The sequence below is a fragment of the [Clostridium] saccharolyticum WM1 genome, assembly GCF_000144625.1.
GTDB lineage: Bacteria > Bacillota > Clostridia > Lachnospirales > Lachnospiraceae > Lacrimispora > Lacrimispora saccharolytica.
Map to the genome: position 1 here is coordinate 563,481 of NC_014376.1, position 22,256 is coordinate 585,736.

Here is a 22,256-nt window from a genome sequence, read left to right on the forward strand (position 1 = left end):
GAAAGAGGAAACATGAGAGAATATGATTTGACGGAGGTACATCAGGCAAACCTGGCTGTTTTAAAGGAAATTGACCGTATCTGCCGGAAATACAGAATTAAATATCTTCTGGATGCCGGTACGCTTTTGGGCGCAGTAAGGCACAAGGGCTTTATTCCCTGGGATGACGATGCGGATGTGGCATTTACCCGTTCCAATTACGATGCCTTTTTAAAAGTGGTACGCCGGGAACTTCCGGAAGGAATGGAGCTTCTTGAACCAAAGGATTTGAGAGGCGGAACCGCTTTTTATGATTTTGCAGCCAGGATCATCTATAAGAACAGCCAGACCCATGAAGACTCCGATGAGATGAGATTTTATGAAGGAAAGCTGAACCACCTGTGGGTGGATTTATTCGTCATTGATGAGCTTCCTGAAGGAAAAGCTGCTTCTGCCTTTACCCGTCTGCTTCATACGGTGATTTATGGTATGGCTATGGGGCACCGCTACCGCGTGGATTTTAAGAAGCACAGCCTGATAAATAAAATCGTTATCGGTGTGCTGGCTTCTTTCGGGAAAATGATCCCCATGAGGATCTTGAGAAAACTTCAGCATATGGCTGCCGTCAAGGATCAGAAAGGGAAAAGCAGTCTTAGGTATTACAGCAATTATCAGCCTGATTACCTTTATGTGACGCTTAAAAAGGAATGGTGTGATGAAACCGTGGACTTAGAATTTGAAGATACCAGGCTGATGGCACCAAAGGGCTGGCATGAGGTCCTAACCTGGATCTATGGCGATTACAAGAAGCTTCCTCCGGAAGAAAAACAGGTACCAACCCATTCCAGTACAAAAATTAAAATTTTTCACTAACATGCATCAATAATATTGATAGAAAATCCGCATGGAAGGGGCTTGCAAATAGCCCTGTCAATGCGGATTTTTATGTTTTGGTACGCGGTTTCCGGTTTCAGCCGGTCAACGTTGTTCCTGTTTCTGGTTTAAATATTCCTTCGCATCTTTAAAGAAACTGAATACAATCAGGAGTATGATAATTCCTATAGGAAATGCTGCAATGATGGAGACCGTTTGCAGATTGGTCATGGAATTTTCGGAAAATATAAGTGCAATGGGAAACAGCATTAATAGCACGGACCAGAACAGCTTCACATGTTTATCCGGTTCCGCATCCTCCGGAAGCTCCTTATAGGAATAAGTGGAAGCAACCAGGGCCAGGGCATCAAAGCTGGTTGCATAAAAAGCGATCATAGTAATGGCTAAAAGGACCAGCCCCAGCTTAGCGATTGGCAGGGTCTCCAATATGGCAATGATCGTCTGATATAAGTTGCCTGTAGAGGCGTAAATCCCCATGACATCCAGCACTCCCTTGGTCTGAAGGGCAAGGCTGTAATTGCCCAAAATAATAAAGGAAGTAAAAGTTCCGGAGATTCCAAAGACATATCCTCCAAGGATGGTCTGCTTAATGGTGCGTCCTTTGCTGATGGAGCCGATAAAGAAAGGAGTGGCCACGCACCATACCATCCAGTAAGCCCAGTAAAAAATGGTCCAGTTCTGGGGGAAGGAAGAGGTCCGCAGAGCATCGGTCCAGGTGGACAGGCTGATAAAGTTCTGGGTTAAGGTTCCTATGGCTGTAATCCCGGTTTCAATGGTATACCTGGCTTCTTTTCCGCCGATGAGCACATAGAGAAGCAGGCCAAAGAACAGGTATGTACAGGAAGCTGCCAGCTTTGCAATGCCCTTCATTCCAAAATAAACCGTTATGGTATAAACAATGCATATAATAACCAGGATTGCAATGGTCAGAAATCTGGATTCCGGAAGACCGGTCACCCTGCTGAATGCCATGGAAAGGAGGGGAGTTGCCAGAGAAAACGTAGTTGCTGTACCGGCCAGTAAAGCAAATACGGCAATTAAATCAATGAGCTTTCCAAATGGTCCATCCACATGTTTTCCCAGAAGGGGACGGCAGGCCTCTGAGTATTTTTGCTTTGACCGCTTTTTAACATGAAGCATAAAGCCGAAAGCAGCGGCAAGTATCATATAAAAGCTCCATGGGATCGGGCCCCAGTGAAATAACGGGTAGGTGGAGGCCCAGTCCTGCATAGCACCCAGTTCCGTGATATGAGGCTCCCCTGCATAGAGAATCCATTCACAAAGGGAGTAGAACAGGATATCCGCTGCCAGACCGGCAGTAAACATCATAGTGCCCCATTTAAAATTAGAATACTGAGGTTTTTCCAGGTTCCCAAGCTTTATGGTACCGTATTTGGAAAAAGCGATGTACAGGGAGCAGAGGAAAGTGAAGAGTCCGATGATTAGATAGTAGCTTCCCAGTTCATTCCCTAAAAATGACCGGATAGCAGCCAAAGTATCCGCAGACCCGGTAGGATTTAAGGTAAAAACTAAGCATAAAAGGATGATGCAGATAAAAGGAATCAGGGTTGTTATCCAATCCAGCTTTTTTAACAAAGCTTTTTTCTCATTGTGATCCATGTACGTAGCCTCCTAGAGTGTTCAAAAAAATATAATTAATTTAGATATTGAACATAATACCATGGATAACCAGAAAATGCAAGAAATAAATGGGAATAATTTTCTTAAGAACGGCTGTTTGATAACACACTTGGTAAATAAGGCATAACTAGGCATTCCTGCCAATAAAAAGTCTGACGCATTTGTGAAGATTTTCTGACATTTTACATAAACCACTACAAAAAAAGGAATACATCCGATATAATGTTAGGTGTTCAATTAAGGAGGAAATTATGATGAAGAACAAAGCTCTAATAATATGTGCGATGTCGGCAATGCTGCTGACCGGTTGTACGGAAAGCCATATTTTAGCTTCCGGAGGTCCAGCGGAACCTGTTTTTGAGACTCAGCAGGGGATTGTTTTGGATTGGACTCAGATTGGTAATGATATGGACGATGAGTTTGTGGACAACGAGGAATATCCTATGGCGTTAAGTGTCAATTACAGTGTGGATAATGAGAATAAAAGCATTGATTTGACGTTGATTGTAAAAGAAGGAACCACTCCCGAAGAGGCGGTTACATTTGCTGATGTAGCGGTTCGGTTCTTAAATGATGAGGCATCAATGCAGGATTTTTCCTATGAAAAGTCAAGCAATACCTCTTACGGCGGATTTTTTAAGATTTATGATTTGCATCTTATCGTAATGCCGGACTATACGATGAAAGATAAGAAGTACTGGCTGGTGGATATGGACATCCCCAAGGGATCTGATGAAAAAATCGTACCAAAGGAAGGGGCAGTTGTTATGGAAACCACGGCTGCGGATCAGGAAGAGGATACGGAAAGCTCCGAGTCAGACCAATAAATGATTACATAGTTCAAAAAAACAGGGCTGAGGAACTGGTTCAATAACCAATTCTCAGCCCTGTTTTTCTGCATGGACTCCCTTGTGTTAAGGCTCAACCGATAGTCCGCTGTGGAAGGAATAATTGCCAAGCTCCTTTAAAAGCTTATTGTGGTCCAGATTGTTTAAGGGAACCGTGGAGGACAGCTCCTCATTGAGCAGATAGAACACGTCACTGCATTTTGCCATGGACTGATGGAAAAGCTCCGGAAAGGAGGCCTGGGATGCCAGGCGGCGGTTCCAGGGATTGCACCAGGTTTCATGGTTTAAATTCATGGTAACCACAGGATCAGGAGGAATGTCTGTTACCAGCTTCCGGGAAGCAAGAGGCGTACGGAGAAAAAGAGATTCCATAAATTCAATGCTGTTTTTCTTGCGGCTGGAAGGATCTGCAAGCGTCCGGCAGCCTAAGCGCATGGCCAGTATGGAGCGGGATACCATAGGGGAAGTTACCCGGAAATTATTCCTGTAATTCAATGGGTAATAGGCCTCATTAATGCATGCAGACAAAAATCCGGAGATAAACTGCAGCTCCTGGCCGTTTAAGCAAATGGTGGCCGCCTGATTGAACTGGGATGGCTTTTTCTTCTTGTACTTCATCAAAAGCAGTGCATCAATGTCATTTTCCAGCATGGCATGAAGGCCGTGGTGAAAATTGCCTGAATTTTTCACGTCATAATCGATCCTGCCGTATACGTAAGGGTGGCAGATGGAGTCTCCGATGTAATGGCAGAAGTAACCACTCATATAAGATATGGCCTGCTCTCTTTGCTGCCGGGATTCAATTTGGGACAAGTGGTTTAAACAGGAAACAAAAAAATCATGCACGTGATTTTCGTGCATATAAGAACCAACGTTTCTGTAATCCCTGTGGCGGAGAATCGGTATATTGTAAAAGAATATATCCGGTCCCTGAAGGCCAAGCTGATAAAGCCAGCGGTATTTGGAGATTATACGCTTTAAAGCGCTGCCTGGCATGTCATTATAAACCCTGACTCCCAGCAGATAGTGAGTGGTAAAACCCGGCATATTGTTCACCTCGCGTTAAAAATACAATTTGTTACAGTTTCACCTGATGAAACAGCTTTTGATGAGCCAATGACCATTTTAACTTTCTGAATTATTTGTCTGATGCCCTAGTTTCTTTTGGATATAAATTCATGCTGCCTTATTTAAAACGGCATGGCAATACCGTAACCATATAATTTGATTATACCATAGGAAATTTAAATTTGTATAAAAATCATTGGAAATTTTCATACTACCCGGCCGGAATGAATAAGTGTTAAGGAAAGCGTTCAGGAGCTGATCCTATGATACATGGCATACATGAACTGGTGTGGGGACCGTGGCTTTTGGTTTTGTTTCTGGGAACCGGAGTCTTTTTTACAGTAAAATCCGGGTTTTTCCAGATCCGGAAATTCCCCTTTTGGTGGAAACAGACCATTGGCAGCATACAGGAGGAGGAAGCAGAGGACAAAGGGGATGTGACAAAATTCCAGACAGCCTGTACGGCTCTGGCGGCTACCATTGGAACGGGAAACATAGCCGGTGTTGCCACCGCCTTAACAGCCGGCGGACCAGGAGCCTTATTCTGGATGTGGGTTTCTGCAGCAATCGGTATGATGACCGGCTATGCGGAGACAATGCTTGGGATCCGCTACCGCTACAGGGACCGAAACGGTGCCTGGATTTGCGGGCCTATGGTTTATTTGGAACGGGGGCTTAAGCTCCCGGTGCTTGGTATGATATACAGCTTTCTCTGCATCATGGTTTCCCTTGGAATGGGAAGCATGGTGCAGTCCAATTCCATTGCGGAAACTCTGGAATACTCCTTTGGCATTTCTCCGGTTCCCGTAGGGATTCTGCTTACCGGGATCGTATTCATGGTGGTATTGGGAGGAATTGCAAGGATCGCCTTTGTGTCTGAACGGCTCATTCCCATCTCTGCCGGTGCCTACATGCTGTTTTCCATGGTAGTGATCATGTCCTGCTACGACAGGATCCCATACATAGTTCAGTGTATTTTTCAGGATGCCTTCCGTCCTGTATCGGTTTTTTCCGGTGCCGCAGGCTATCAGATCAGCAAAAGCCTGCAATACGGCGTATCCAGAGGAGTATTTTCCAATGAGGCAGGGCTTGGAAGCATGGCGGTTCTTCACGGAGCGGCAGAGGATACCACACCGGAACAACAGGGAATGTGGGCTATGTTTGAGGTATTTTTTGATACTATTTTGATCTGTACCATGACAGCTTTTGTGATCCTGTGTATGACAGAAGGGGATGCGGCAGGTTCCGGCTATGACGGAGCGGCCTTGACTGCCTTCTGTTTTTCGAAACGTTTGGGGCCCATTGGGGAATATGTGGTGTCAGGCGCCATGCTGGTATTTGCCTTTGCAACGATCATTGCTTGGTATTATCTGGGACGTCAGGCAGCCGTATACCTGGCGGAGAGTTTGAAACAGCGGGGCTCCCTTTACTTTTTGCAGCGTATTTTAAGGGGAAAGGTGTATACCCTGCTTTATCTGGGGGCTGTATTTCTAGGATGTATGGCAAAGCTGGAAACGGTGTGGGAATTTTCCGATATCTGGAACGGACTGATGGCACTTCCCAATATCATTGCCCTGATTTTCCTTATGAGAGAGGTAACTGTCCCGGGGAAAACAGAAAAACGGGCACAGAAAGGTTCCCGTCTGTAAATAGGGTGGGGGCCTGACGGAATATCCGTCAGACCCCCTTTATGATGAATTACTTGCAAGCAGTTTGTTAACAATCCCCAGTGTAGTATGAGACTATGCTCATGTAATCCTCTGGAGACGGAATATCCAATGAAAGATGAAGGCAATTTCTGTTTTCCCTGTACTTTTTAAGAAGCTGGTCCTGGATTTCGTACTGTTTGTTGATGTTTTCCTTTCGTCCATCCGGATAAAGCATATGGACCGGGTGATTGCACTCATTTACCGTCTGTAAAAAACTCCTCATATTCAAGATATTCAGTTTTATCATTACAATACCTCCATTGAAAAGACAGTGATCCTATGGTGAAAGCAATGATTTCCTAATAAAAGGATTGCCCTATCACCGTTACAGATATCATTATAGTGCAATCTTATTAAAATAAATATCTTATTTCTGCCCTTAAATATCACTATCCTGCCATTTGCGGCGGTATTCTAAGGGAGTACAGCCCATATATTCCCGAAATACTTTTCCAAAATAGCTGCTGCTGCCCAGTCCGCAGGCATGGCTTATGGAAGTGATCGGTTCCCTGCCATTAGCCAGCAGGTGACAGGCCATTTGTAACCGGTAGTTATTGATGTATTCCACCGGAGTCATGTGCAGGCAATCATGGAATGCCCGGAAGCACTCTCGTTCACTGGAAAAAGCGGCAGCAGCAATTTCTGAAATCGAAATTTTTTCCCCAAAATGCTCATGGACATATACCATCATGGTTTTTATTTTATCATTTGCTTTGCTGTGGTCCCCCTTTTCCTCCAGCAAGGGCCGTGATATGGCAAGAAGCCGGATCCATATATCTGACAACGTCTCCCTTAGTTTTACTTCATATCCAAAATCATTTTCAGAAAGATGAAACGATTCACGGATGTCATCTAAAATATTCGCCTGCACCGGGTCCTCAGGAGATAAAGGGATGATCTCCACCTGTGGGGCTGCAGTTATGGGAGTGACGTATTTTTGCTCGATCCTGCTACCGTGGTGCCCGGCGATGAATGAAGGGTCAAAAATATGCAGGAGTTGAATGTTTTTTTCCGATTCCGCCTGGGGCCTTGTCATATGCAGCACATTGGAATTGACCATACCACCGGAACCAGCAGGAAATATCATGGTACCTTTTGGTGTGCAATATTCCATTCTGCCGCTTTCCATGTAAAAAAGCTCCACGGTTTTATGCCAGTGCCATGGTACAAAGCGTCCCATAAACTGATCCAACTGGGAACAGGATGCAGTGTACGGAAAATCCGGCGTAAAGTCAGGGAATAATTCCTCTTTGCTTCCTGAATGAAATTCTATTCGATAAACGTTTTTCAAGGGTTTTCCCCCTTTCCCATTTTAATATAGAAGTTATAATCATATCATATACCCGAGCAAAATTCCACTGCTCTTATGGTGGCATGGATTGAAACACACCGGATCGGACAGGGATAGAAGAGACCGGATGAAAGCAAAAATTATCAAGAATTAATCTTCAATAGGGTATATAATGATCCTATGGTTCGGAAAGGAGCAGGTCTATGGATTATCATTTAAAGGTGCGGGATTCCTTAAAGTATATTGAGGAACATTTAAACAAAAGAATTGATCTTGACGATCTTGCAAAAAAAGCATATCTTTCGAAATATCATTATCATAGAATTTTTCACAAAGTGTCAGGGGAATCCGTGACCAGATATATCACCAGAAGGCGGATGGAGAAGGCCGCGGAAGAGCTTGCCCGAACCAATAAGCCAATCATTGATATCGCCCTGGAATATCAGTATGCATCCCAGGAATCTTTTTCAAGGGCATTTTTAAAGATTTATGGACTGACGCCGGGGAAATACCGAAGAAGAAATGGCGGCAGCTCCAATCCAGGAATCAATCTTAGCAACCGCATCAATAAAATTACGAATTTAGCCGCATAACAGGCTTGTGGAGGTGAATATGAACAATCTTATCCCTATGGTCATTGAACAGACAACCCGGGGGGAGCGCTCTTATGATATTTTTTCCAGGCTGCTGAATGACCGCATTATCATGCTTAACGGTACGGTGACCAATGAAACGGCAAGTCTGATTATGGCACAGATGCTGTTTTTGGAATCTGCAGACTGCACCAAGGATATCAACCTTTATATCAATAGTCCCGGCGGTTCCGTTACAGACGGGTTTGCGATTATGGATACCATGAACTACATCAAATGCGATGTCTCTACCATCAGCATCGGACAGTCGGGAAGTGCGGCTTCCCTGCTTCTGGCATCGGGGAAAAAGGGAAAGCGTTTTGCGTTAAAAAACAGTGAAATATTGATCCATCAGCCTTCCATATCCGGCGGACTCCAGGGACAGGCTACAGATATCAGGATCCACAGTGAATGGCTTGAAAGAACAAAGGAAAAGCTTCATGAGATATATAGCCGGCTTACCGGCCAGCCGCTTAATCGAATCCAGGAGGATATGGAACGGGATCATTATTTGACGGCAGAGGAAGCAAAGGATTATGGCTTAATCGATGAAATACTAAATCGCCAGAAGTAGTGCCGGAGCACTGGCGCAGTCAGGGCGTCTGCATATGGGCAATGGGAAAACGGGATAACAGGACGGATACAAAACAGGGGACGCAGCCGCAAAACGGCTGCCGTCCTCTGTTTCCTTTACACGCTGATATGGGGATTCGTTGCGGCCTGCCATTGTGCGCCGATGATTGATTGCCTTTTCATCCCTTCCTGTCAGTTCCCAGTGCCTTGGCGCTGGATATGGAATACCTGTAATGTGGGTTTCAAATTCTGCGGTATGATATGTAAGGGGAACTTGACATGCTTTCCATAATATGATACACTGAATGTAAAGTAAACATTACATAGAAAGGGATATTCATGAAAAATAGAATGAAAGAGCTGCGGGAAAAGCTTGGCATTACCCAGGAACAATTAGGTCAGCTTGTGGGTGCTTCCCGCCAGGCGATCCATGCATTGGAAACAGAAAAAAATGAACCTTCTATCTGGCTTGCTTATGATATCGCACAGGTATTTAAAGAGCCCATTGAACATGTGTTTTTATTTGAAGACAGTGAAAGGAAATCCCGTTCAGACTTAAGCAGAGGTGTAAAAAATGGCGTTGAGAGAGATAAGGACCTTTGATGATAATGAATTAAGGCTTAAAAGCAAGCCTGTGGAACAGGTTAATGACCGGATTCGGATGATTCTTGATGATATGGCAGAAACCTTACACAATACTCCCAATGGAGGAGCATTAGCAGCGAATCAGGTGGGAATCCTGAAAAGACTGGTGGTAATCGATCTTGGAGACGGCGTAAGAAAGCTTATTAATCCTGTGATCCTATGGTCAGAAGGCGAACAATTTGAACCTGAGGCCTGTTTAAGCTTTCCCGGCTTATGGGGTAAAGTCCGCCGCCCGAAATCAGTTGTTGTAAAAGCCCTTGATGAGAATGGCTGTGAAAGAAAAATAAAAGCATCTGATTTTATGGCAAAATGCCTTTGTCATGAAATCGACCACCTGGATGGGATTGTATTTACAGATATAGCAGAAGAAATGTACGAAATATAATTAATAGAAAAAATGGGGTTCGGATTCCTATTTTATCAGGAGGAAAACACATGCTGTCCTTATTACTTGTCATAATTTACATATCCTTTATCAGTCTGGGATTGCCGGATTCCCTGCTGGGGTCTGCATGGCCGACCATGTACCGTCAGCTGAATGTTCCTTTATCCTATGCCGGCATGATCTCAACGATTATCATAGGGGGCACCATCCTCTCAAGCCTAAACAGCGACCGCCTTATTAAGAGGTTCGGCACGGGCAAAGTAACGGCCGCCAGTGTGGGAATGACGGCTGCGGCTTTGTGGGGTTTTTCCGTTTCTCCCTCTTTTCCTGTCCTGTGTCTGTGGGCAGTTCCCTATGGATTAGGGGCAGGCTCTGTGGACGCAGCGCTGAATAATTTTGTAGCCCTTCATTACAAGGCAAGGCATATGAGCTGGCTTCATTGCTTTCGGGGTGTGGGAGCAACCGCAGGTCCGTATATCATGGGATATTTTCTGACCGGAGGCATGTCGTGGTCCTTGGGATACCGCTCCATTTCTTTCATTCAGATGGTGCTGACCGGTATTCTCATATTATCTCTGCCTCTCTGGAAGATAAGCCATGGAGAAGTGGAAGAAGAAGCCAGGGAAAGCCGCCATGTAACCATAAAAGAATTACTTCAGCTTAAGGGTGCAAAGCCTGTGCTTGCCGCTTTTTTCTGTTATTGTGCCCTGGAAGCCACCACAGGGCTGTGGTGCAGCAGCTACATGGTGATGGAAAAGGGCATTTCCCCGGATGCAGCAGCAAAATGGGCTTCATTATTTTTTCTTGGTATCACGATTGGAAGGTTCTTAAATGGATTTGCTGCCATGAAATTATCCAATAAAGAAATGATCCGTATCGGACAGGGGATTATTATTCTTGGAATCCTGGTGGTCCTGCTGGCGCAGGGCAGCCGGTTTTTGTGTGCGGGGTTCCTTATGATCGGAATGGGCTGCGCACCTGTTTATCCCTGCCTGCTGCATGAGACTCCGAAGAATTTCGGCAAGGAGCTATCACAGGCGATTATGGGCATACAGATGGCGTGTGCATACATGGGTGCTGCTTTTATGCCTCTTTTTATGGGTTTGATCGCAGAACACCTGACCATCCGGTTATATCCCTTCTACCTTATGGGATTTGCATTGGCTATGATTTTTTTGGTTGAACGGGTAAACCGTTTGAAAAACAAATAAAAAATATCATCATTGGATAATGACAGAAACAAGTGTTTGCTTGAACAGAAAGGATGTTTGCTGGTATAAAAATCAACTTTAAGTATAACCTAAATATATGGTAAAACGCAGTGCTCCATGGAAATGACCCTATTTTTTTATAAGCTGCCAGATTATATGAGGAAAGGGCTGCCAAAGTCATGGCACATTGTATGCCTTGTAACTAATTTTAACCAAAAACCATAAAACTGCTGGCAGGATAAAGGAGGTGATGCCATATGTCAAACGTTGATAGAGTGCCCAATGGATTAATTCAAGAGAAATCCCCGTATCTGCTTCAGCATGCATACAACCCGGTGAACTGGTTTCCCTGGGGAGATGAGGCTTTTTCCAAAGCAAAAGCGGAAGATAAGCCGATTTTTTTATCTATTGGGTACAGCTAACTTCGGATGCATATGAGTACATGTCATTGGTGCCATGTAATGGCTCATGAGTCCTTTGAAGACCAGGAGGCAGCGGAGGTTCTTAACCGCTATTACGTGGCAATAAAAGTAGACCGGGAGGAGCGGCCGGATATTGATTCCGTATATATGTCGGTCTGCCAGGCTCTTACCGGTTCCGGGGGGTGGCCCCTTACCATTATTATGACACCGGAACAAAAACCATTTTACGCCGGGACTTATCTGCCCAAACATTCAAGATGGGGATCTGCCGGTCTTTTGGATGTTTTGTCTTCCATACGGACTCTTTGGGAGAATGAGAGAAGTAAGCTTCTGGAAGCAGGGGATGAGATAACCGGATATTTAATCAGGGAAGAGGAATCTTTAAAAAGCGGGGGAAAAGAACCTTCAAAGGATTTGCTTCTCTCCGCTGCCGGCCAGTTAAAACGGTCCTTTGATGATCGGTGGGGAGGGTTTGGAGGAGCTCCTAAATTTCCCATGCCCCATAACCTGATCTTTCTTTTAAGGCATTATTTTTTTGAAAAGGATCAGGATGCTTTGCTGGCTGCGGAAAAGACCTTAAGGCAAATGTACCGGGGCGGCATTTATGATCACATTGGTGGAGGTTTTTCCCGCTATTCCACCGATGAGAAATGGCTGGTGCCTCATTTTGAAAAAATGCTTTATGACAATGCGCTTTTGCTTTACGCTTATACGGAGGCCTATGCCATAACAGGGGACAGCCTTTATGCGGATGTATCCAGGGGGATTATTGGGTACGTCCGGGACGTACTCACGGATGAACAGGGCGGATTCTACTGCGGACAGGATGCGGACAGTGAAGGGGTAGAAGGAAAGTTTTATACTTTTTGGAAAGACGAAATTCACCAGGTCCTTCAGGATCATGGAGAGGAGTTCTGCAAATGGTTCGGAATCTCGGAAAAGGGAAATTTTGAAGGGAAAAACATTCCAAACCTCATTGAAAATGAGAATTACCCTGTAAGCATGGAAAAATTCAAAGACTTAAACCAAAGGCTTTCTGATTACCGGATAGCAAGGACAACACTCCATACGGATGATAAGATTCTGACATCCTGGAATGGACTTATGATAGGGGCCCTTGCAAGGACCTATCAGATCCTGGGAGATGAATGGTGCCTTATCGGGGCCATGAAAGCTCAAGAATTTATTGAGAAGAATCTGACTTCTGATAAAGGAAGGCTTTATATCCGATACAGGGATGGACAGGCAGTTCATGATGGAAAGCTTGACGATTACGCGTTCTATGCATTTGGTCTGCTGGAGCTTTATGAAGCTTCCTTTGATATCAGGTATCTTACGATTGCCTCTGAAATTTCGGAAAAGATGCTTGAACTGTTTTTCCATGAAGCCCAGGGCGGCTTTTATATGTATGCCCACGACAGGGATAAACTGATCAGCCGTCCAAAGGAGCTTTACGACGGAGCACTTCCTTCGGGAAACTCTGTGGCCGCCTTTGTGCTGGGCAGGCTCTATCACATGACCGGGAAAATCAAATGGCAGAGAGTCCTTGAAAAGCAGGTTTCTTATATGATGCAGGAAGTGGAGAAAAGCCCTGCAAACTACTGTTTTTCCATGCTGGCATTTCAGAATATCCTTTATCCGTCTACAGAAATCGTATGTGCTTTCGCTGAAGATTCTCTATTAAAGGAAATACAGGATTTACAAAGAAGCCGCATGCCCGATGTCAGCGTGATTTTAAAAACGCCTTTGAACGGGGAGGCCTTGTCAGAGGCCGCTCCCTTTACGGAGGATTATCCCATTCCATCCAAGGGAAGCAGCTATTATGTATGCCGCAATGGCGCATGCAGGAAGCCTGTGGAAGGCGTGGAAGAATTAAAAAGAATCCTTCAGTCTCTGTAGTCTGCAGGAGACTTCAGAAGAAATGAGCTTTGATACTGACCGGCGATATCAAGGCTCATTTTTTGTATCTTATTTTAAGCGGGGCAGTTGTGCCCTCCTCCTTTTGCCGGATTTTACTTTGTACACATAAAAACCTCAGGCTCCCATATAAATAAGTAAGCAATTTTCAAAATGGGAGGTAGTTTGTATGTGCACGGCAATCACCTTAACGTCCCGGCAGGGGGAGACTTTTTTTGGAAGAAATATGGATTTCTCATACGATATTGATCCCCATCTTTACGTTGTTCCCCCCAATTATGAGTGGGATCATGCCGTTAGTAAGGAAAAAATCCGTAATACCTACCGCTTTATCGGCATTGGACAGGAACTGGATGGAATCCTTGCATTTTTTGACGGAGTAAATGAAATGGGATTTGCGGCAGCCGCTCTTTATTTTGCCGGCTGTGCCAAATATGATACCATGCCGACACAGAAGCCTGGGAAACAGATCGTATCCTATGACTTTCTTCATTATATTTTAGGAAGATGTGCAGATATCCATGAGCTTCGGCAGTTGATGAAGAATCTGTCCATCGTGGGCTTTGAGGATCCTGTGACCCAGACCGTGGCACCATTGCACTGGATGGCAGTTGACCGAAGCGGAGAATGCGTTGTTATAGAACTGACAGAAAGAGGTATGGAAGTAATATCAAATCCCATAGGCGTTATGGCAAACAGTCCTGATTTTCCGTGGCATATGACAAATCTGAGAAATTACATGGGGGCATCTCCTTATCAGCCGGAAGAGGCCTGCTGGGGAAATGTCCGCCTGACTCCATTTGGACAGGCGGGAGGCACACAGCTTTTACCGGGGGGATTTACTTCACCGGAGCGTTTTGTCAGGGCCGCTTACTTAAAATCATTTATACCCACACCAGAGGACCGCACCGAAGCAGTGGTTTCCTGCTTTCACGTGATGGAGAGTGTTACCATACCAAAGGGTGCAGTCATAACGAAGCGGAATGCGTACGATTATACCAAGTATACAGCTTTTATCAATACGGCTACCTGTGAATATTTTTTTAAGACCTATGATAACATCCAGGTAGAAACAGCAAGCCTTTTTGAGGACTACATTCAATTCCAGGATCTTGTGAGTCTGGGGGGATTATAAGAACGGCGCATTCCATGGCCGGCCTTGGGAGCCGGTCATGGAACACGCCATGAAAAAGTTATTGCAAAAGGGAGGAGAGCTGATAATAAATTACCAGCTCGAGTATTATGAAAAAAATCTTATAAGCAATTTGTTTTTATGTTTTAAGTATATCCATGAATCATGAAGAAATCATGTTGTTTGTGTAAAAGGTTTTTGAATGAAATTTAAACAAAGTATGAACGGGCATACAAACATTGCCATTACAGTAACTTTCTGCAAAAATTCATAGATTCCAACCCAGGATCTAGCTGACTTGAAAAAGTAAATTCCAGTGCAGGACTAAATTCCACCGCCCTTTAAAAGTTGTCATAAATGGTAGAGGTTTTTGCGCACTGTTCTAAGATTTCTGATATAATTAAGCTAACTTCTTACCAAAAATCATGTTTTAGGGCAGAGAAAACAGGCCACTGGAGTTTCGTGTGCGAGACTAAATTCCACCGGCCACATTCAAAAAATGTGAAAAGTTAACTTCCAGTCCGACAGCAGATTTAAGTAAGTTAGTTAACGGTTGTAGCGAATCAGCTTAGGTGTCAGATTGACCTCGTCAGGGACAATGCGCCTAAGCTGAAGTCCTTTTAAGGTGTCTTCGCCAAATGATTCTAGAGCCAGATTATATGGCGTTTCACCACCCAGACTCTCCCGTGGTGTGGAATTGATATGATTAACAATCAGATTCACGTCCCATTGAGTTAGAAATTCAAAGCTGGTTCCTTTTGGAAGCACCATGCGAAGCATGGTATGAACATTTTCAACGCCCCCCTTCTGACCGCTACGCATTGGATCACAGTAGTAAAGATTACAGCGCTGAATTTCATTGATCCCAGTCTCCAGGCCTATAGGATCGCCAAATTCGGAGCCACGGTCAGTTAATACGTATTGGAATAAGGAAACGAATTCATAGGTTCCCAGTCGTTTCTCAAGCTGATCAAATACAAGTCGTACGGCGCCTTTGGTACATCGGTTCATCAGGAATGCAAGAAAAAGTTTTTCCTTTGTAAAGTAGAACGTCAGCAGAGTCTTTTTAGATTCACGGGAAGAATGAACCGTGTCCATTTCTGCAAAGTATTCAAGATCCAAAGACTGAAAATCAAGATAGGTTCTGTTGACAAAAACAGAGCGATCCGTAATCTGTGTCTTGTGGCATTTTCGCGGTTTGAACTTAGGTTTACGCTTTAAATCTACATTTCTGGCGGAAAACAGACCCTTGTCAATGTAGGTATAGATTGTGCGGACAGACATATCCAGTTCCGGATGATTTATGGAGATCTGATAGGGAGACTGCCCCTGCTCAATTAGAGGAGTAACAATCATATCTTTTTGATGCAGTTCGTGCTTTGTCATGCAGATACCGTTTCTGGAATTGGTGAGTAACTCATGATATTTGCGGTCAGCAAACCGTGCATTGTATGTGTATTTGTGAGCAATGGTGCAGTGAGAGATCTTTTTGTCGCAGCCATTGCAAACGTAGGGAGCTTTATCCAGTCGGGAGCAGCGTTCCTTCACAAAATCCCGGCAGGTTTGATTACAGGTCGGACAGGAAGCACATTTGATCCCGCAGACAAGAATCTTTTTGCAGACATTTACTTTTCGACAGCTAAACCTGTAAATGCAGAAGTTCTTGGTATTGTAAAAGGTGCCTTTATGATACCAGTCAGAGGAACGCCTGGCCTTCACTTCCTTAGAGATGGTGGTTGGATCTTTGCACAGGTATTTTGCAATATCTTTAAAAGTATGATTTTGATTTAAAGAGTTTTCAATAAAAACACGATCCTTCAGAGTGAGATGCTTCTGGTTACCAGGAATATATTTACTCATAAAATCTCCTTCTACTGCTGTCAGAAGGAGTTATAAAGATACCATGTATGTATGAAAGAGTAAATATAAACTGTGCAGAGGTAAACTCTACCTGGGTAAATGGTAGTGGAATTTACTTTTTCAATTTTCAAACCCAGGATCTATTTCAAATGGGGCTGTACAAAAACAGGAGTATTTGATAAAATATAGCCATATGCGGAATATGACGCAGGCAGTGCCAAAACAGGCATACCTTTATGCCCAGAACTCATGGGCAATAGAGAGGAAAGGAAAAAAATATGAAAAATCCGGTTGTAACGATTACAATGGATAACGGTGATGTAATGAAAGCAGAACTTTATCCGGAAATAGCTCCAAACACTGTCAATAATTTTATCAGTCTGGTAAAAAAAGGTTATTATGACGGACTGATCTTCCACAGGGTCATCCATGGTTTTATGATCCAGGGCGGATGTCCGGAAGGCAGCGGAATGGGCGGCCCTGGCTATTCTATTAAAGGGGAATTCAGCCAGAACGGGGTTACCAACGCATTCAAGCATACGGAGGGAGTCCTTTCCATGGCAAGAGCCATGCACCCCGATTCCGCCGGTTCCCAGTTTTTCATTATGCATAAGGCAGCTCCCCATTTGGATGGTTCCTATGCGGCATTCGGGAAAATTTCCGAGGGAATGGATATTGTAAACAAAATTGCCGATGTGAAGACGGATTACAATGACCGCCCCATGAAAGAGCAGAAGATCCAGACCATGACTGTGGAAACCTTTGGAGAAGAATATCCGGAACCAGAGACCTGCTAAGGCTATGACCTGGGAACAAGAACTCACAATCGAAGGAAACGTCTTCCAGGTTACCATATCTGATGATCATGAGGCCCTGCGTTCTGCTTTTGCGGAAGGCAGGGCTGTTGTTGGTTTATGGGACCGTGGGCGGACCAATCAGAATCTTGCTCCTGCAGCCTATGTGGTGGAATCCCTCGGGGACTTAAACGATGAATTTCTGGAGCGGGTGGTAAGGAGAAATGAGGGACTTCCATGGAATATTGCCAGAACACAGCGTCTGACGATCCGGGAGTTCGTGCCCGGGGATTTTGCCTTCCTGCCTCATGAGCCTGAGGCAGGGGCGTCTGGAGACATATTTTTAAAGGAAGAATCCTTAAAGGAATATATCCGTCATCAATACAGGTTTTATGAATACGGAATCTGGGCTTTGATCGAACGGGGGTCTGGGAAGCTTGTTGGAAAGGCGGGAATCTCCAATCTGGACCTTGAGGGGCAGGATGAGCTTTTCCATGCAATAAAAAATAATGATACCCCGGTGGAACTGGGATATCATATCTTTTCTCCATACAGGCGGAACGGGTATGGGAAGGAGGCCTGCAGTGCCATCCTGTCCTATGCCGCCTCCGCTGTCTCAGAGAGGATTTATGCAAGGATTCATGAGGGAAATTCCGGGTCAAGAAAGCTGGCAGAGGGACTGGGATTCCGGCTTATTGCCCGAACACATAGCGGATCAGCTCCAGGGCTGTGTCTGTATGAGTGGAATTGCTCATAACGGCGAGAACCGGTTCGTCTATGACCAGGCCGGTTTTTCGGCTGAAATCTGTGCTGCTTATGAGAAGGCCGCAGGCTATTTTTTCACCGGTTTCCTGATTGGTTACAAAATAGAGGCTGTCCTTCCAGCTTTCATAAAGATCGGCAGGAAGAAGTACCTTTAAGTCGATGAATCCGCCCATTTCCCCAAAATGGTCTATGGTATCCGGCTTTCCGATCATAACGTCCAGTCCTTTGCTGGATATCATGGCTGTTATTTTGGCAAGCTGAGCATAGGTAAACTCATTCATGGAGGATTCGTCAAAGGTGGGAGACATGGAATAGTCCACATCAATTTTTGCATCCTCTTTCAGTTCAATGTACTGGCGGAAGCCCTGGTTAAAGTAAGCATCTACGTTATCGGTTTCACCGGTGGGACTGCTGTTTAGTATGACGCAGGAAAGTGCGGTTTCAAACCGGTTGTTGTAGACGGCGGAACCGATGGAAGAGATTAGAACTGCGGCTACAATGACAATGATGATTGGAATCCTGTAATATTCCCAGATGTACCAAAGCCTGTCTGTTGCGCTCATGTTTCTAAGCTTTTGACCTTCCTCATGCAGGGTGTCCTTTAAGGTTTTGTCTTCGTATGGGGTCATGATTTCTGCCTCTTTCTTTTTTATTGCAGGTAATTTTCCATTCTATCATGAATCTGGAGTCCATGATAAATATTCGCAGTTTGCGATGATAACCAGCTCATTTTGCTTCTTGCGCTCATTATATCACACAACGAAGGAATTTCATTATAATATTTATAGAATTTTGGTGAAATAAGAAAGAACGTTTGCTTTTTAAATGCAAATCCGCTATAATATCCTTTAATGCCATTATGAGAAGGGGAAAAACGTATGTTTTCTGGTTTTTTTAATTATGATAATCCGGTATGGCGGTTTATCGGTAAATTTGGAGATCTGATTATTTTAAATATTCTGTGGCTGGTATGCAGTATCCCGGTTATTACCATAGGGGCTTCTACCACTGCTGTATATTATGTAACCCTGAAGCTTGCAAGAGACGATGACGGATATACCATCCGCTCTTTTTTTAAATCGTTCAAAGAAAACTTTAAGCAGTCCACAGTGATTTGGCTCATTCTTCTGGCTGTGGGAGTGATCCTTGGGGTGGATGTATTCTTCTTTACCAGATTGTTTACAGGCTCCGGGTCCTTCCGGACGGTGATGCTTACGGTATTCCTGGCAATGGTTCTTATTTATGCGGCTGTTTTTACTTATATTTTCCCACTTCAGGCCAGATTTTTCAATTCAGTAAAACGTACCTTTTTCAATGCATTCTTCATGTCCCTGCGCCATTTATTCCGTACCATTGGAATGATTGCCATTGACGCGGCCCTGGTGGCGGCTGCATTTGTATTCATGGTGCCGCCTGTGCTGATGATATTCATGCTGTTTGGCTTTCCTTTGCTGGCATTCATCAATTCCTATATCCTGTCTCCTGTGTTTCACCTGTACATGCCGAAGGAAGAAGAGAAAAGCGACGAGCTTAGACCTCTGTTTGCAGATGAGGATGAACCTGTAAGCAGCATTTTGATGGCAAAAGGCGACGAACATGGGGAAGATCCATCCGGGAACGAAGGAACTGAACTTAAAAAAACACAAGACGAACAGGAATAATTTCTGCCGGCAGCCGGCAGGGGCGCCTGTGGCCCCTGTCCGGCTGCTTTTTAGTTCTCCGGCATCTGGTATTTTATGGGGATTTTATAGTATGGACACCATATGTTCACAAAAAAAAGATATACTTGATAACTGGACAAGGAAATGCCTGGGAGGTGGAATATGACTGAAGAAGAGTATCTCTGTTTTATTCAGCCCTATGAGGATGCGCTTAAAAACATCCGTGTCAGAGTGGAGGTACTGAATAACGATTACAGAAGGAAGTATCAGAATTACCCCATCCATTATGTCCAGCACAGAATCAAGCAAAAGGAAAGCATTGAGAATAAGCTGGAGGAGAACGGATATGATGCCAGCATGGATTCAGCCAGAAACTATCTGACGGATATAGCCGGAATCCGGGTCATCTGCTATTTTGTAAGGGATATCTATGCCATTGTGGGCCTGTTAAAGAAGCAGTCAGATATTGTGATCATAAAGGAAAGCGATTATATTGCCGAACCAAAGCCAAATGGATACCGAAGCTATCACCTGGTTTTTGGGGTTCCGGTCTATCATACCGACGGCATGGAATATTATCCGGTGGAAATTCAGCTTCGTACCATGTCCATGGACTTATGGGCCAGCATGGAGCACCGCATCTGTTATAAGGGGGAACAAAAGGAACCGGCAGCAGAGGAATTGAAGGAATATGCCTTAGCCTTAAGGAAGATGGAAGAGGAAATGGAGAAGTTTCTCTGAGATTATATTAAGAAAAGGCACGCTCCAAAGCCATGAGATGTAGGATCCATGGCTTTGGAGCGTGCTTTTATAATGCTGCATACAGGCTTTCGCATGGGTTAGCTTTATGGGGAAAGCAGATTATCTATCCATCCGGAAGCCTGAATAGGCGGTCATGCCATGTTCGTGCAGATCCAGGCCGTCTGTCTGTTCCTGATCGGAGACTCTTAAGCCAATGGTTTTTTTAAGAAGGGTAAAGATAATAAAGGCAGCAATGGCTGTATAAACAAGAACAGAAGCAACGCCCAGAAGCTGTGTCAGAAAATTGCATCCCTCTCCAAAGATCCCTGCCAGCAGGGTACCCAAAAGTCCGCAGCAGCCGTGGACTCCCACAGCGCCAACCGGGTCATCAATTCTGGCGGTTTTATCAATGAATTCGATAGCAAGAACCACCACAAAACCTGCAATCGCCCCTATGATAATGGATTCATAAGGAGTTACCACATCACAGCCGGCAGTAATTGCCACCAGACCGGCCAGGGAGCCATTCAATGTCATGGATACGTCGGGCTTGCCGTAACGCACCCAGGTAAACAAAAGTGTGACAAGAGTAGAAGCCGCCGCTGCCAGGTTGGTGGTCATGGCTATATCGCCCAGTGTGGCTGTAGCGGCAGTTGTAGAGCCGCAGTTGAATCCAAACCAGCAGAACCAGAGAATGAAGACACCCAGAACGCCAAGGGGAATGTTGTGGCCGGGTATGGCATTTGCAGTTCCGTCTTCATTGTATTTTCCAATACGGGGCCCCACAATTTTAGCTCCTACCAGGGCACAGACACCGCCCACCATATGGACTGCAGCAGAGCCTGCAAAATCATGAAAGCCCATGTCCGCCAGCCAGCCGCCTCCCCAGATCCAGTGTCCGGTTATGGGATAAATGACTACGCTTATGGCGGCTGAGTAGATTAAGTAAGTGGAAAATTTTGTGCGCTCTGCCATAGCTCCGGAGACGATGGTGGCGGAAGTGGCACAGAATACGGTTTGGAATATCATGTATACGGCTATGGGAAGGCCATTGAACAAGCCGTTTGCGTCGGCCAGAGAATAAGGATCAAAGAATCCGGAACCGCCGAAAAGCCCTGCTACATTGTACCCGAACATGAGAGGGAAGCCCAGTATAAAATAAAAGAGAGAACCAAGAACAAAGTCCATCATATTCTTCATGCAGATGTTTCCCGCATTTTTTGCCCTAGTAAAACCGGTTTCCACCAGGGCAAAGCCGGCCTGCATAAAATAGACCAGAATTGCAGCCAGCATGGTCCATATGATATTCAGTAACAAGGTTGTATTTTCCATAATTTTAGCTCCTCCAATAATTTTTTAATGGTATCATTACAGAATCATAAATCACATCACCCGCATCAGCCTGGGAATACCCGATCCCGAGGGCAGAGACTAAGTCAACCGGGCCTGGCTGTGCTTCATTTCCTTACCGGGAATAAAAATCAGGGATAACCGCTTAAAAAGCAATTATCCCCGTTGATAGTTTATGTCCATTCTGTATGAAATTAAAATCGTGCTCTTTTCGAAAACTACAGTGCCTCCCGGCCATGTTCCCCGGTCCGGATCCGCACCGCATCCTCCACATCGTAAACGAAAATCTTACCGTCTCCGTAGCTGCCCGTGTTGATTTCCTCTACCACGGCATCAATGATCGGGTCGGCCAGTTCCTTTGGTACAACGGTTTCCACTTTGACCTTAGGCAGCAGGTTCACATGATACTTGGTACCGCGGTACATCTGGGTGTAACCTTTTTGATTGCCATACCCCATTACGTTGCTGATCATAAGTCCATTGACCTTGCAGCCTTCCAGAATAGCCTTCAGGCTTTCAAGCTTTTCTGATCTGATGATAATTTCCAGCTTTTTCATACAGCGCATCCTCCTCTATATTTGTTTACAGAAAAAAAGGGCGGTTCCAGTGATGGAACGCCCTTGTTCGGTATACCAACATTATACACGACTGATGTCTCCTGTCAAATACATTTTTTGAAAGGCTTAAACGAAAATTTTGTAAAAAATTCACAAGAATAAAAAATACATGTGGGAATAA

General features: G+C 44.7%; 21 protein-coding genes and 1 pseudogene. 14 read left to right on the forward strand and 8 right to left on the reverse strand.

Annotation, left to right across the window (positions count from 1 at the left end; all coding sequences use genetic code 11):
- Window positions 1–12 precede the first annotated feature (12 nt).
- Window positions 13–852 carry a LicD family protein gene (locus CLOSA_RS02575; RefSeq protein WP_013271232.1) on the forward strand — a complete coding sequence of 280 codons (840 nt, stop codon included), beginning with the start codon at window positions 13–15 and terminating at the stop codon, window positions 850–852.
- 105 nt (window positions 853–957) lie between these two features.
- Here CLOSA_RS02575 and CLOSA_RS02580 read toward each other — a convergent pair whose 3' ends face one another.
- Window positions 958–2,493, reverse strand: coding sequence for a BCCT family transporter (locus CLOSA_RS02580; protein WP_013271233.1), 1,536 nt, complete (start codon window positions 2,491–2,493; stop codon window positions 958–960).
- 272 nt (window positions 2,494–2,765) lie between these two features.
- On the opposite strand from CLOSA_RS02580, the gene CLOSA_RS02585 reads away from it, so the two are divergent.
- Window positions 2,766–3,341, forward strand: a complete 576-nt coding sequence (locus tag CLOSA_RS02585) for a hypothetical protein (protein ID WP_013271234.1) — start codon at window positions 2,766–2,768, stop codon at window positions 3,339–3,341.
- A gap of 87 nt (window positions 3,342–3,428) precedes the next feature.
- Here CLOSA_RS02585 and CLOSA_RS02590 read toward each other — a convergent pair whose 3' ends face one another.
- Entirely contained in the window at window positions 3,429–4,409 is a 981-nt protein-coding gene (locus CLOSA_RS02590) for a zinc dependent phospholipase C family protein (RefSeq protein WP_013271235.1), read from the reverse strand.
- Between the two features lie 284 nt (window positions 4,410–4,693).
- Between CLOSA_RS02590 and CLOSA_RS02595 the strand changes: the two genes are divergently transcribed.
- On the forward strand, window positions 4,694–6,079 hold the full coding sequence (locus tag CLOSA_RS02595; RefSeq protein WP_013271236.1) for an alanine/glycine:cation symporter family protein: 1,386 nt from the start codon (window positions 4,694–4,696) through the stop codon (window positions 6,077–6,079).
- Window positions 6,080–6,146: 67 nt separating this feature from the next.
- Here the strand turns inward: CLOSA_RS02595 and CLOSA_RS02600 are convergent, their stop codons facing one another.
- Complete coding sequence (locus CLOSA_RS02600; RefSeq protein WP_013271237.1) at window positions 6,147–6,386, reverse strand: hypothetical protein; 240 nt, start codon at window positions 6,384–6,386, stop codon at window positions 6,147–6,149.
- Window positions 6,387–6,518: 132 nt separating this feature from the next.
- Window positions 6,519–7,430 carry an AraC family transcriptional regulator gene (locus CLOSA_RS02605; RefSeq protein ID WP_013271238.1) on the reverse strand — a complete coding sequence of 304 codons (912 nt, stop codon included), beginning with the start codon at window positions 7,428–7,430 and terminating at the stop codon, window positions 6,519–6,521.
- 203 nt (window positions 7,431–7,633) lie between these two features.
- Here CLOSA_RS02605 and CLOSA_RS02610 point away from each other — a divergent pair, with 203 nt between their 5' ends.
- From CLOSA_RS02610 to CLOSA_RS02640, 7 genes and pseudogenes are all read left to right on the forward strand, one after another.
- On the forward strand, window positions 7,634–8,023 hold the full coding sequence (locus tag CLOSA_RS02610) for a helix-turn-helix transcriptional regulator (RefSeq protein ID WP_013271239.1): 390 nt from the start codon (window positions 7,634–7,636) through the stop codon (window positions 8,021–8,023).
- 19 nt (window positions 8,024–8,042) lie between these two features.
- Complete coding sequence (locus CLOSA_RS02615) at window positions 8,043–8,636, forward strand: ATP-dependent Clp protease proteolytic subunit (RefSeq protein ID WP_013271240.1); 594 nt, start codon at window positions 8,043–8,045, stop codon at window positions 8,634–8,636.
- 338 nt (window positions 8,637–8,974) lie between these two features.
- A complete protein-coding gene (locus tag CLOSA_RS02620; protein WP_013271241.1) occupies window positions 8,975–9,238 on the forward strand; it encodes a helix-turn-helix transcriptional regulator in 264 nt (87 codons plus the stop codon).
- Window positions 9,210–9,665, forward strand: coding sequence for a peptide deformylase (gene def / locus CLOSA_RS02625; protein WP_013271242.1), 456 nt, complete (start codon window positions 9,210–9,212; stop codon window positions 9,663–9,665). The genes CLOSA_RS02620 and def overlap by 29 nt, the downstream gene beginning before the upstream one ends.
- 50 nt (window positions 9,666–9,715) lie before the next feature.
- Window positions 9,716–10,876: an MFS transporter gene (locus CLOSA_RS02630; RefSeq protein ID WP_013271243.1), complete on the forward strand. Its 1,161-nt coding sequence runs from the start codon at window positions 9,716–9,718 to the stop codon at window positions 10,874–10,876.
- A 257-nt stretch (window positions 10,877–11,133) separates the two neighbouring features.
- Window positions 11,134–13,197, forward strand: a pseudogene (locus CLOSA_RS02635) (thioredoxin domain-containing protein).
- Window positions 13,198–13,384: 187 nt separating this feature from the next.
- On the forward strand, window positions 13,385–14,350 hold the full coding sequence (locus tag CLOSA_RS02640; protein ID WP_013271244.1) for a linear amide C-N hydrolase: 966 nt from the start codon (window positions 13,385–13,387) through the stop codon (window positions 14,348–14,350).
- A gap of 543 nt (window positions 14,351–14,893) precedes the next feature.
- Here the strand turns inward: CLOSA_RS02640 and CLOSA_RS02645 are convergent.
- A complete protein-coding gene (locus CLOSA_RS02645) occupies window positions 14,894–16,207 on the reverse strand; it encodes an IS30 family transposase (protein WP_013271245.1) in 1,314 nt (437 codons plus the stop codon).
- A gap of 278 nt (window positions 16,208–16,485) precedes the next feature.
- On the opposite strand from CLOSA_RS02645, the gene CLOSA_RS02650 reads away from it, so the two are divergent.
- Together CLOSA_RS02650 and CLOSA_RS02655 are read left to right on the forward strand one after the other, a co-directional pair.
- Complete coding sequence (locus CLOSA_RS02650; protein WP_013271246.1) at window positions 16,486–17,004, forward strand: peptidylprolyl isomerase; 519 nt, start codon at window positions 16,486–16,488, stop codon at window positions 17,002–17,004.
- Window positions 16,970–17,758, forward strand: a complete 789-nt coding sequence (locus tag CLOSA_RS02655) for a GNAT family N-acetyltransferase (RefSeq protein ID WP_242647776.1) — start codon at window positions 16,970–16,972, stop codon at window positions 17,756–17,758. The genes CLOSA_RS02650 and CLOSA_RS02655 overlap by 35 nt, the downstream gene beginning before the upstream one ends.
- Here CLOSA_RS02655 and CLOSA_RS02660 read toward each other — a convergent pair.
- Entirely contained in the window at window positions 17,694–18,395 is a 702-nt protein-coding gene (locus CLOSA_RS02660; protein ID WP_013271248.1) for a hypothetical protein, read from the reverse strand. The two genes, CLOSA_RS02655 and CLOSA_RS02660, sit on opposite strands and share 65 nt — an antisense overlap.
- A 249-nt stretch (window positions 18,396–18,644) precedes the next feature.
- Here CLOSA_RS02660 and CLOSA_RS02665 point away from each other — a divergent pair, with 249 nt between their 5' ends.
- Together CLOSA_RS02665 and CLOSA_RS02670 are read left to right on the forward strand one after the other, a co-directional pair.
- Complete coding sequence (locus tag CLOSA_RS02665) at window positions 18,645–19,427, forward strand: YesL family protein (RefSeq protein WP_013271249.1); 783 nt, start codon at window positions 18,645–18,647, stop codon at window positions 19,425–19,427.
- A gap of 162 nt (window positions 19,428–19,589) precedes the next feature.
- A complete protein-coding gene (locus CLOSA_RS02670) occupies window positions 19,590–20,168 on the forward strand; it encodes a GTP pyrophosphokinase (protein WP_013271250.1) in 579 nt (192 codons plus the stop codon).
- 120 nt (window positions 20,169–20,288) lie between these two features.
- On the opposite strand, the gene CLOSA_RS02675 is transcribed toward CLOSA_RS02670, so the two are convergent.
- Both CLOSA_RS02675 and CLOSA_RS02680 read right to left on the reverse strand, forming a co-directional pair.
- Window positions 20,289–21,500 carry an ammonium transporter gene (locus CLOSA_RS02675; RefSeq protein WP_013271251.1) on the reverse strand — a complete coding sequence of 404 codons (1,212 nt, stop codon included), beginning with the start codon at window positions 21,498–21,500 and terminating at the stop codon, window positions 20,289–20,291.
- 236 nt (window positions 21,501–21,736) lie between these two features.
- The gene (locus CLOSA_RS02680) at window positions 21,737–22,075 is read right to left on the reverse strand and encodes a P-II family nitrogen regulator (protein ID WP_013271252.1); all 339 of its coding nucleotides are present in this window, start codon (window positions 22,073–22,075) and stop codon (window positions 21,737–21,739) included.
- Window positions 22,076–22,256: the final 181 nt, after the last annotated feature.

Excerpts from the sequence above, each read along its gene's own strand:
- CLOSA_RS02575 (WP_013271232.1), top strand. The coding sequence starts at position 13 with ATGAGAGAATATGATTTGACGGAGGTACATCAGGCAAACCTGGCTGTT.
- CLOSA_RS02580 (WP_013271233.1), bottom strand. The coding sequence starts at position 2,493 with ATGGATCACAATGAGAAAAAAGCTTTGTTAAAAAAGCTGGATTGGATA.
- CLOSA_RS02585 (WP_013271234.1), top strand. The coding sequence starts at position 2,766 with ATGATGAAGAACAAAGCTCTAATAATATGTGCGATGTCGGCAATGCTG.
- CLOSA_RS02590 (WP_013271235.1), bottom strand. The coding sequence starts at position 4,409 with ATGCCGGGTTTTACCACTCACTATCTGCTGGGAGTCAGGGTTTATAAT.
- CLOSA_RS02595 (WP_013271236.1), top strand. The coding sequence starts at position 4,694 with ATGATACATGGCATACATGAACTGGTGTGGGGACCGTGGCTTTTGGTT.
- CLOSA_RS02600 (WP_013271237.1), bottom strand. The coding sequence starts at position 6,386 with ATGATAAAACTGAATATCTTGAATATGAGGAGTTTTTTACAGACGGTA.
- CLOSA_RS02610 (WP_013271239.1), top strand. The coding sequence starts at position 7,634 with ATGGATTATCATTTAAAGGTGCGGGATTCCTTAAAGTATATTGAGGAA.
- CLOSA_RS02615 (WP_013271240.1), top strand. The coding sequence starts at position 8,043 with ATGAACAATCTTATCCCTATGGTCATTGAACAGACAACCCGGGGGGAG.
- CLOSA_RS02620 (WP_013271241.1), top strand. The coding sequence starts at position 8,975 with ATGAAAAATAGAATGAAAGAGCTGCGGGAAAAGCTTGGCATTACCCAG.
- def (WP_013271242.1), top strand. The coding sequence starts at position 9,210 with ATGGCGTTGAGAGAGATAAGGACCTTTGATGATAATGAATTAAGGCTT.
- CLOSA_RS02630 (WP_013271243.1), top strand. The coding sequence starts at position 9,716 with ATGCTGTCCTTATTACTTGTCATAATTTACATATCCTTTATCAGTCTG.
- CLOSA_RS02640 (WP_013271244.1), top strand. The coding sequence starts at position 13,385 with ATGTGCACGGCAATCACCTTAACGTCCCGGCAGGGGGAGACTTTTTTT.
- CLOSA_RS02645 (WP_013271245.1), bottom strand. The coding sequence starts at position 16,207 with ATGAGTAAATATATTCCTGGTAACCAGAAGCATCTCACTCTGAAGGAT.
- CLOSA_RS02650 (WP_013271246.1), top strand. The coding sequence starts at position 16,486 with ATGAAAAATCCGGTTGTAACGATTACAATGGATAACGGTGATGTAATG.
- CLOSA_RS02660 (WP_013271248.1), bottom strand. The coding sequence starts at position 18,395 with ATGACCCCATACGAAGACAAAACCTTAAAGGACACCCTGCATGAGGAA.
- CLOSA_RS02665 (WP_013271249.1), top strand. The coding sequence starts at position 18,645 with ATGTTTTCTGGTTTTTTTAATTATGATAATCCGGTATGGCGGTTTATC.
- CLOSA_RS02670 (WP_013271250.1), top strand. The coding sequence starts at position 19,590 with ATGACTGAAGAAGAGTATCTCTGTTTTATTCAGCCCTATGAGGATGCG.
- CLOSA_RS02675 (WP_013271251.1), bottom strand. The coding sequence starts at position 21,500 with ATGGAAAATACAACCTTGTTACTGAATATCATATGGACCATGCTGGCT.
- CLOSA_RS02680 (WP_013271252.1), bottom strand. The coding sequence starts at position 22,075 with ATGAAAAAGCTGGAAATTATCATCAGATCAGAAAAGCTTGAAAGCCTG.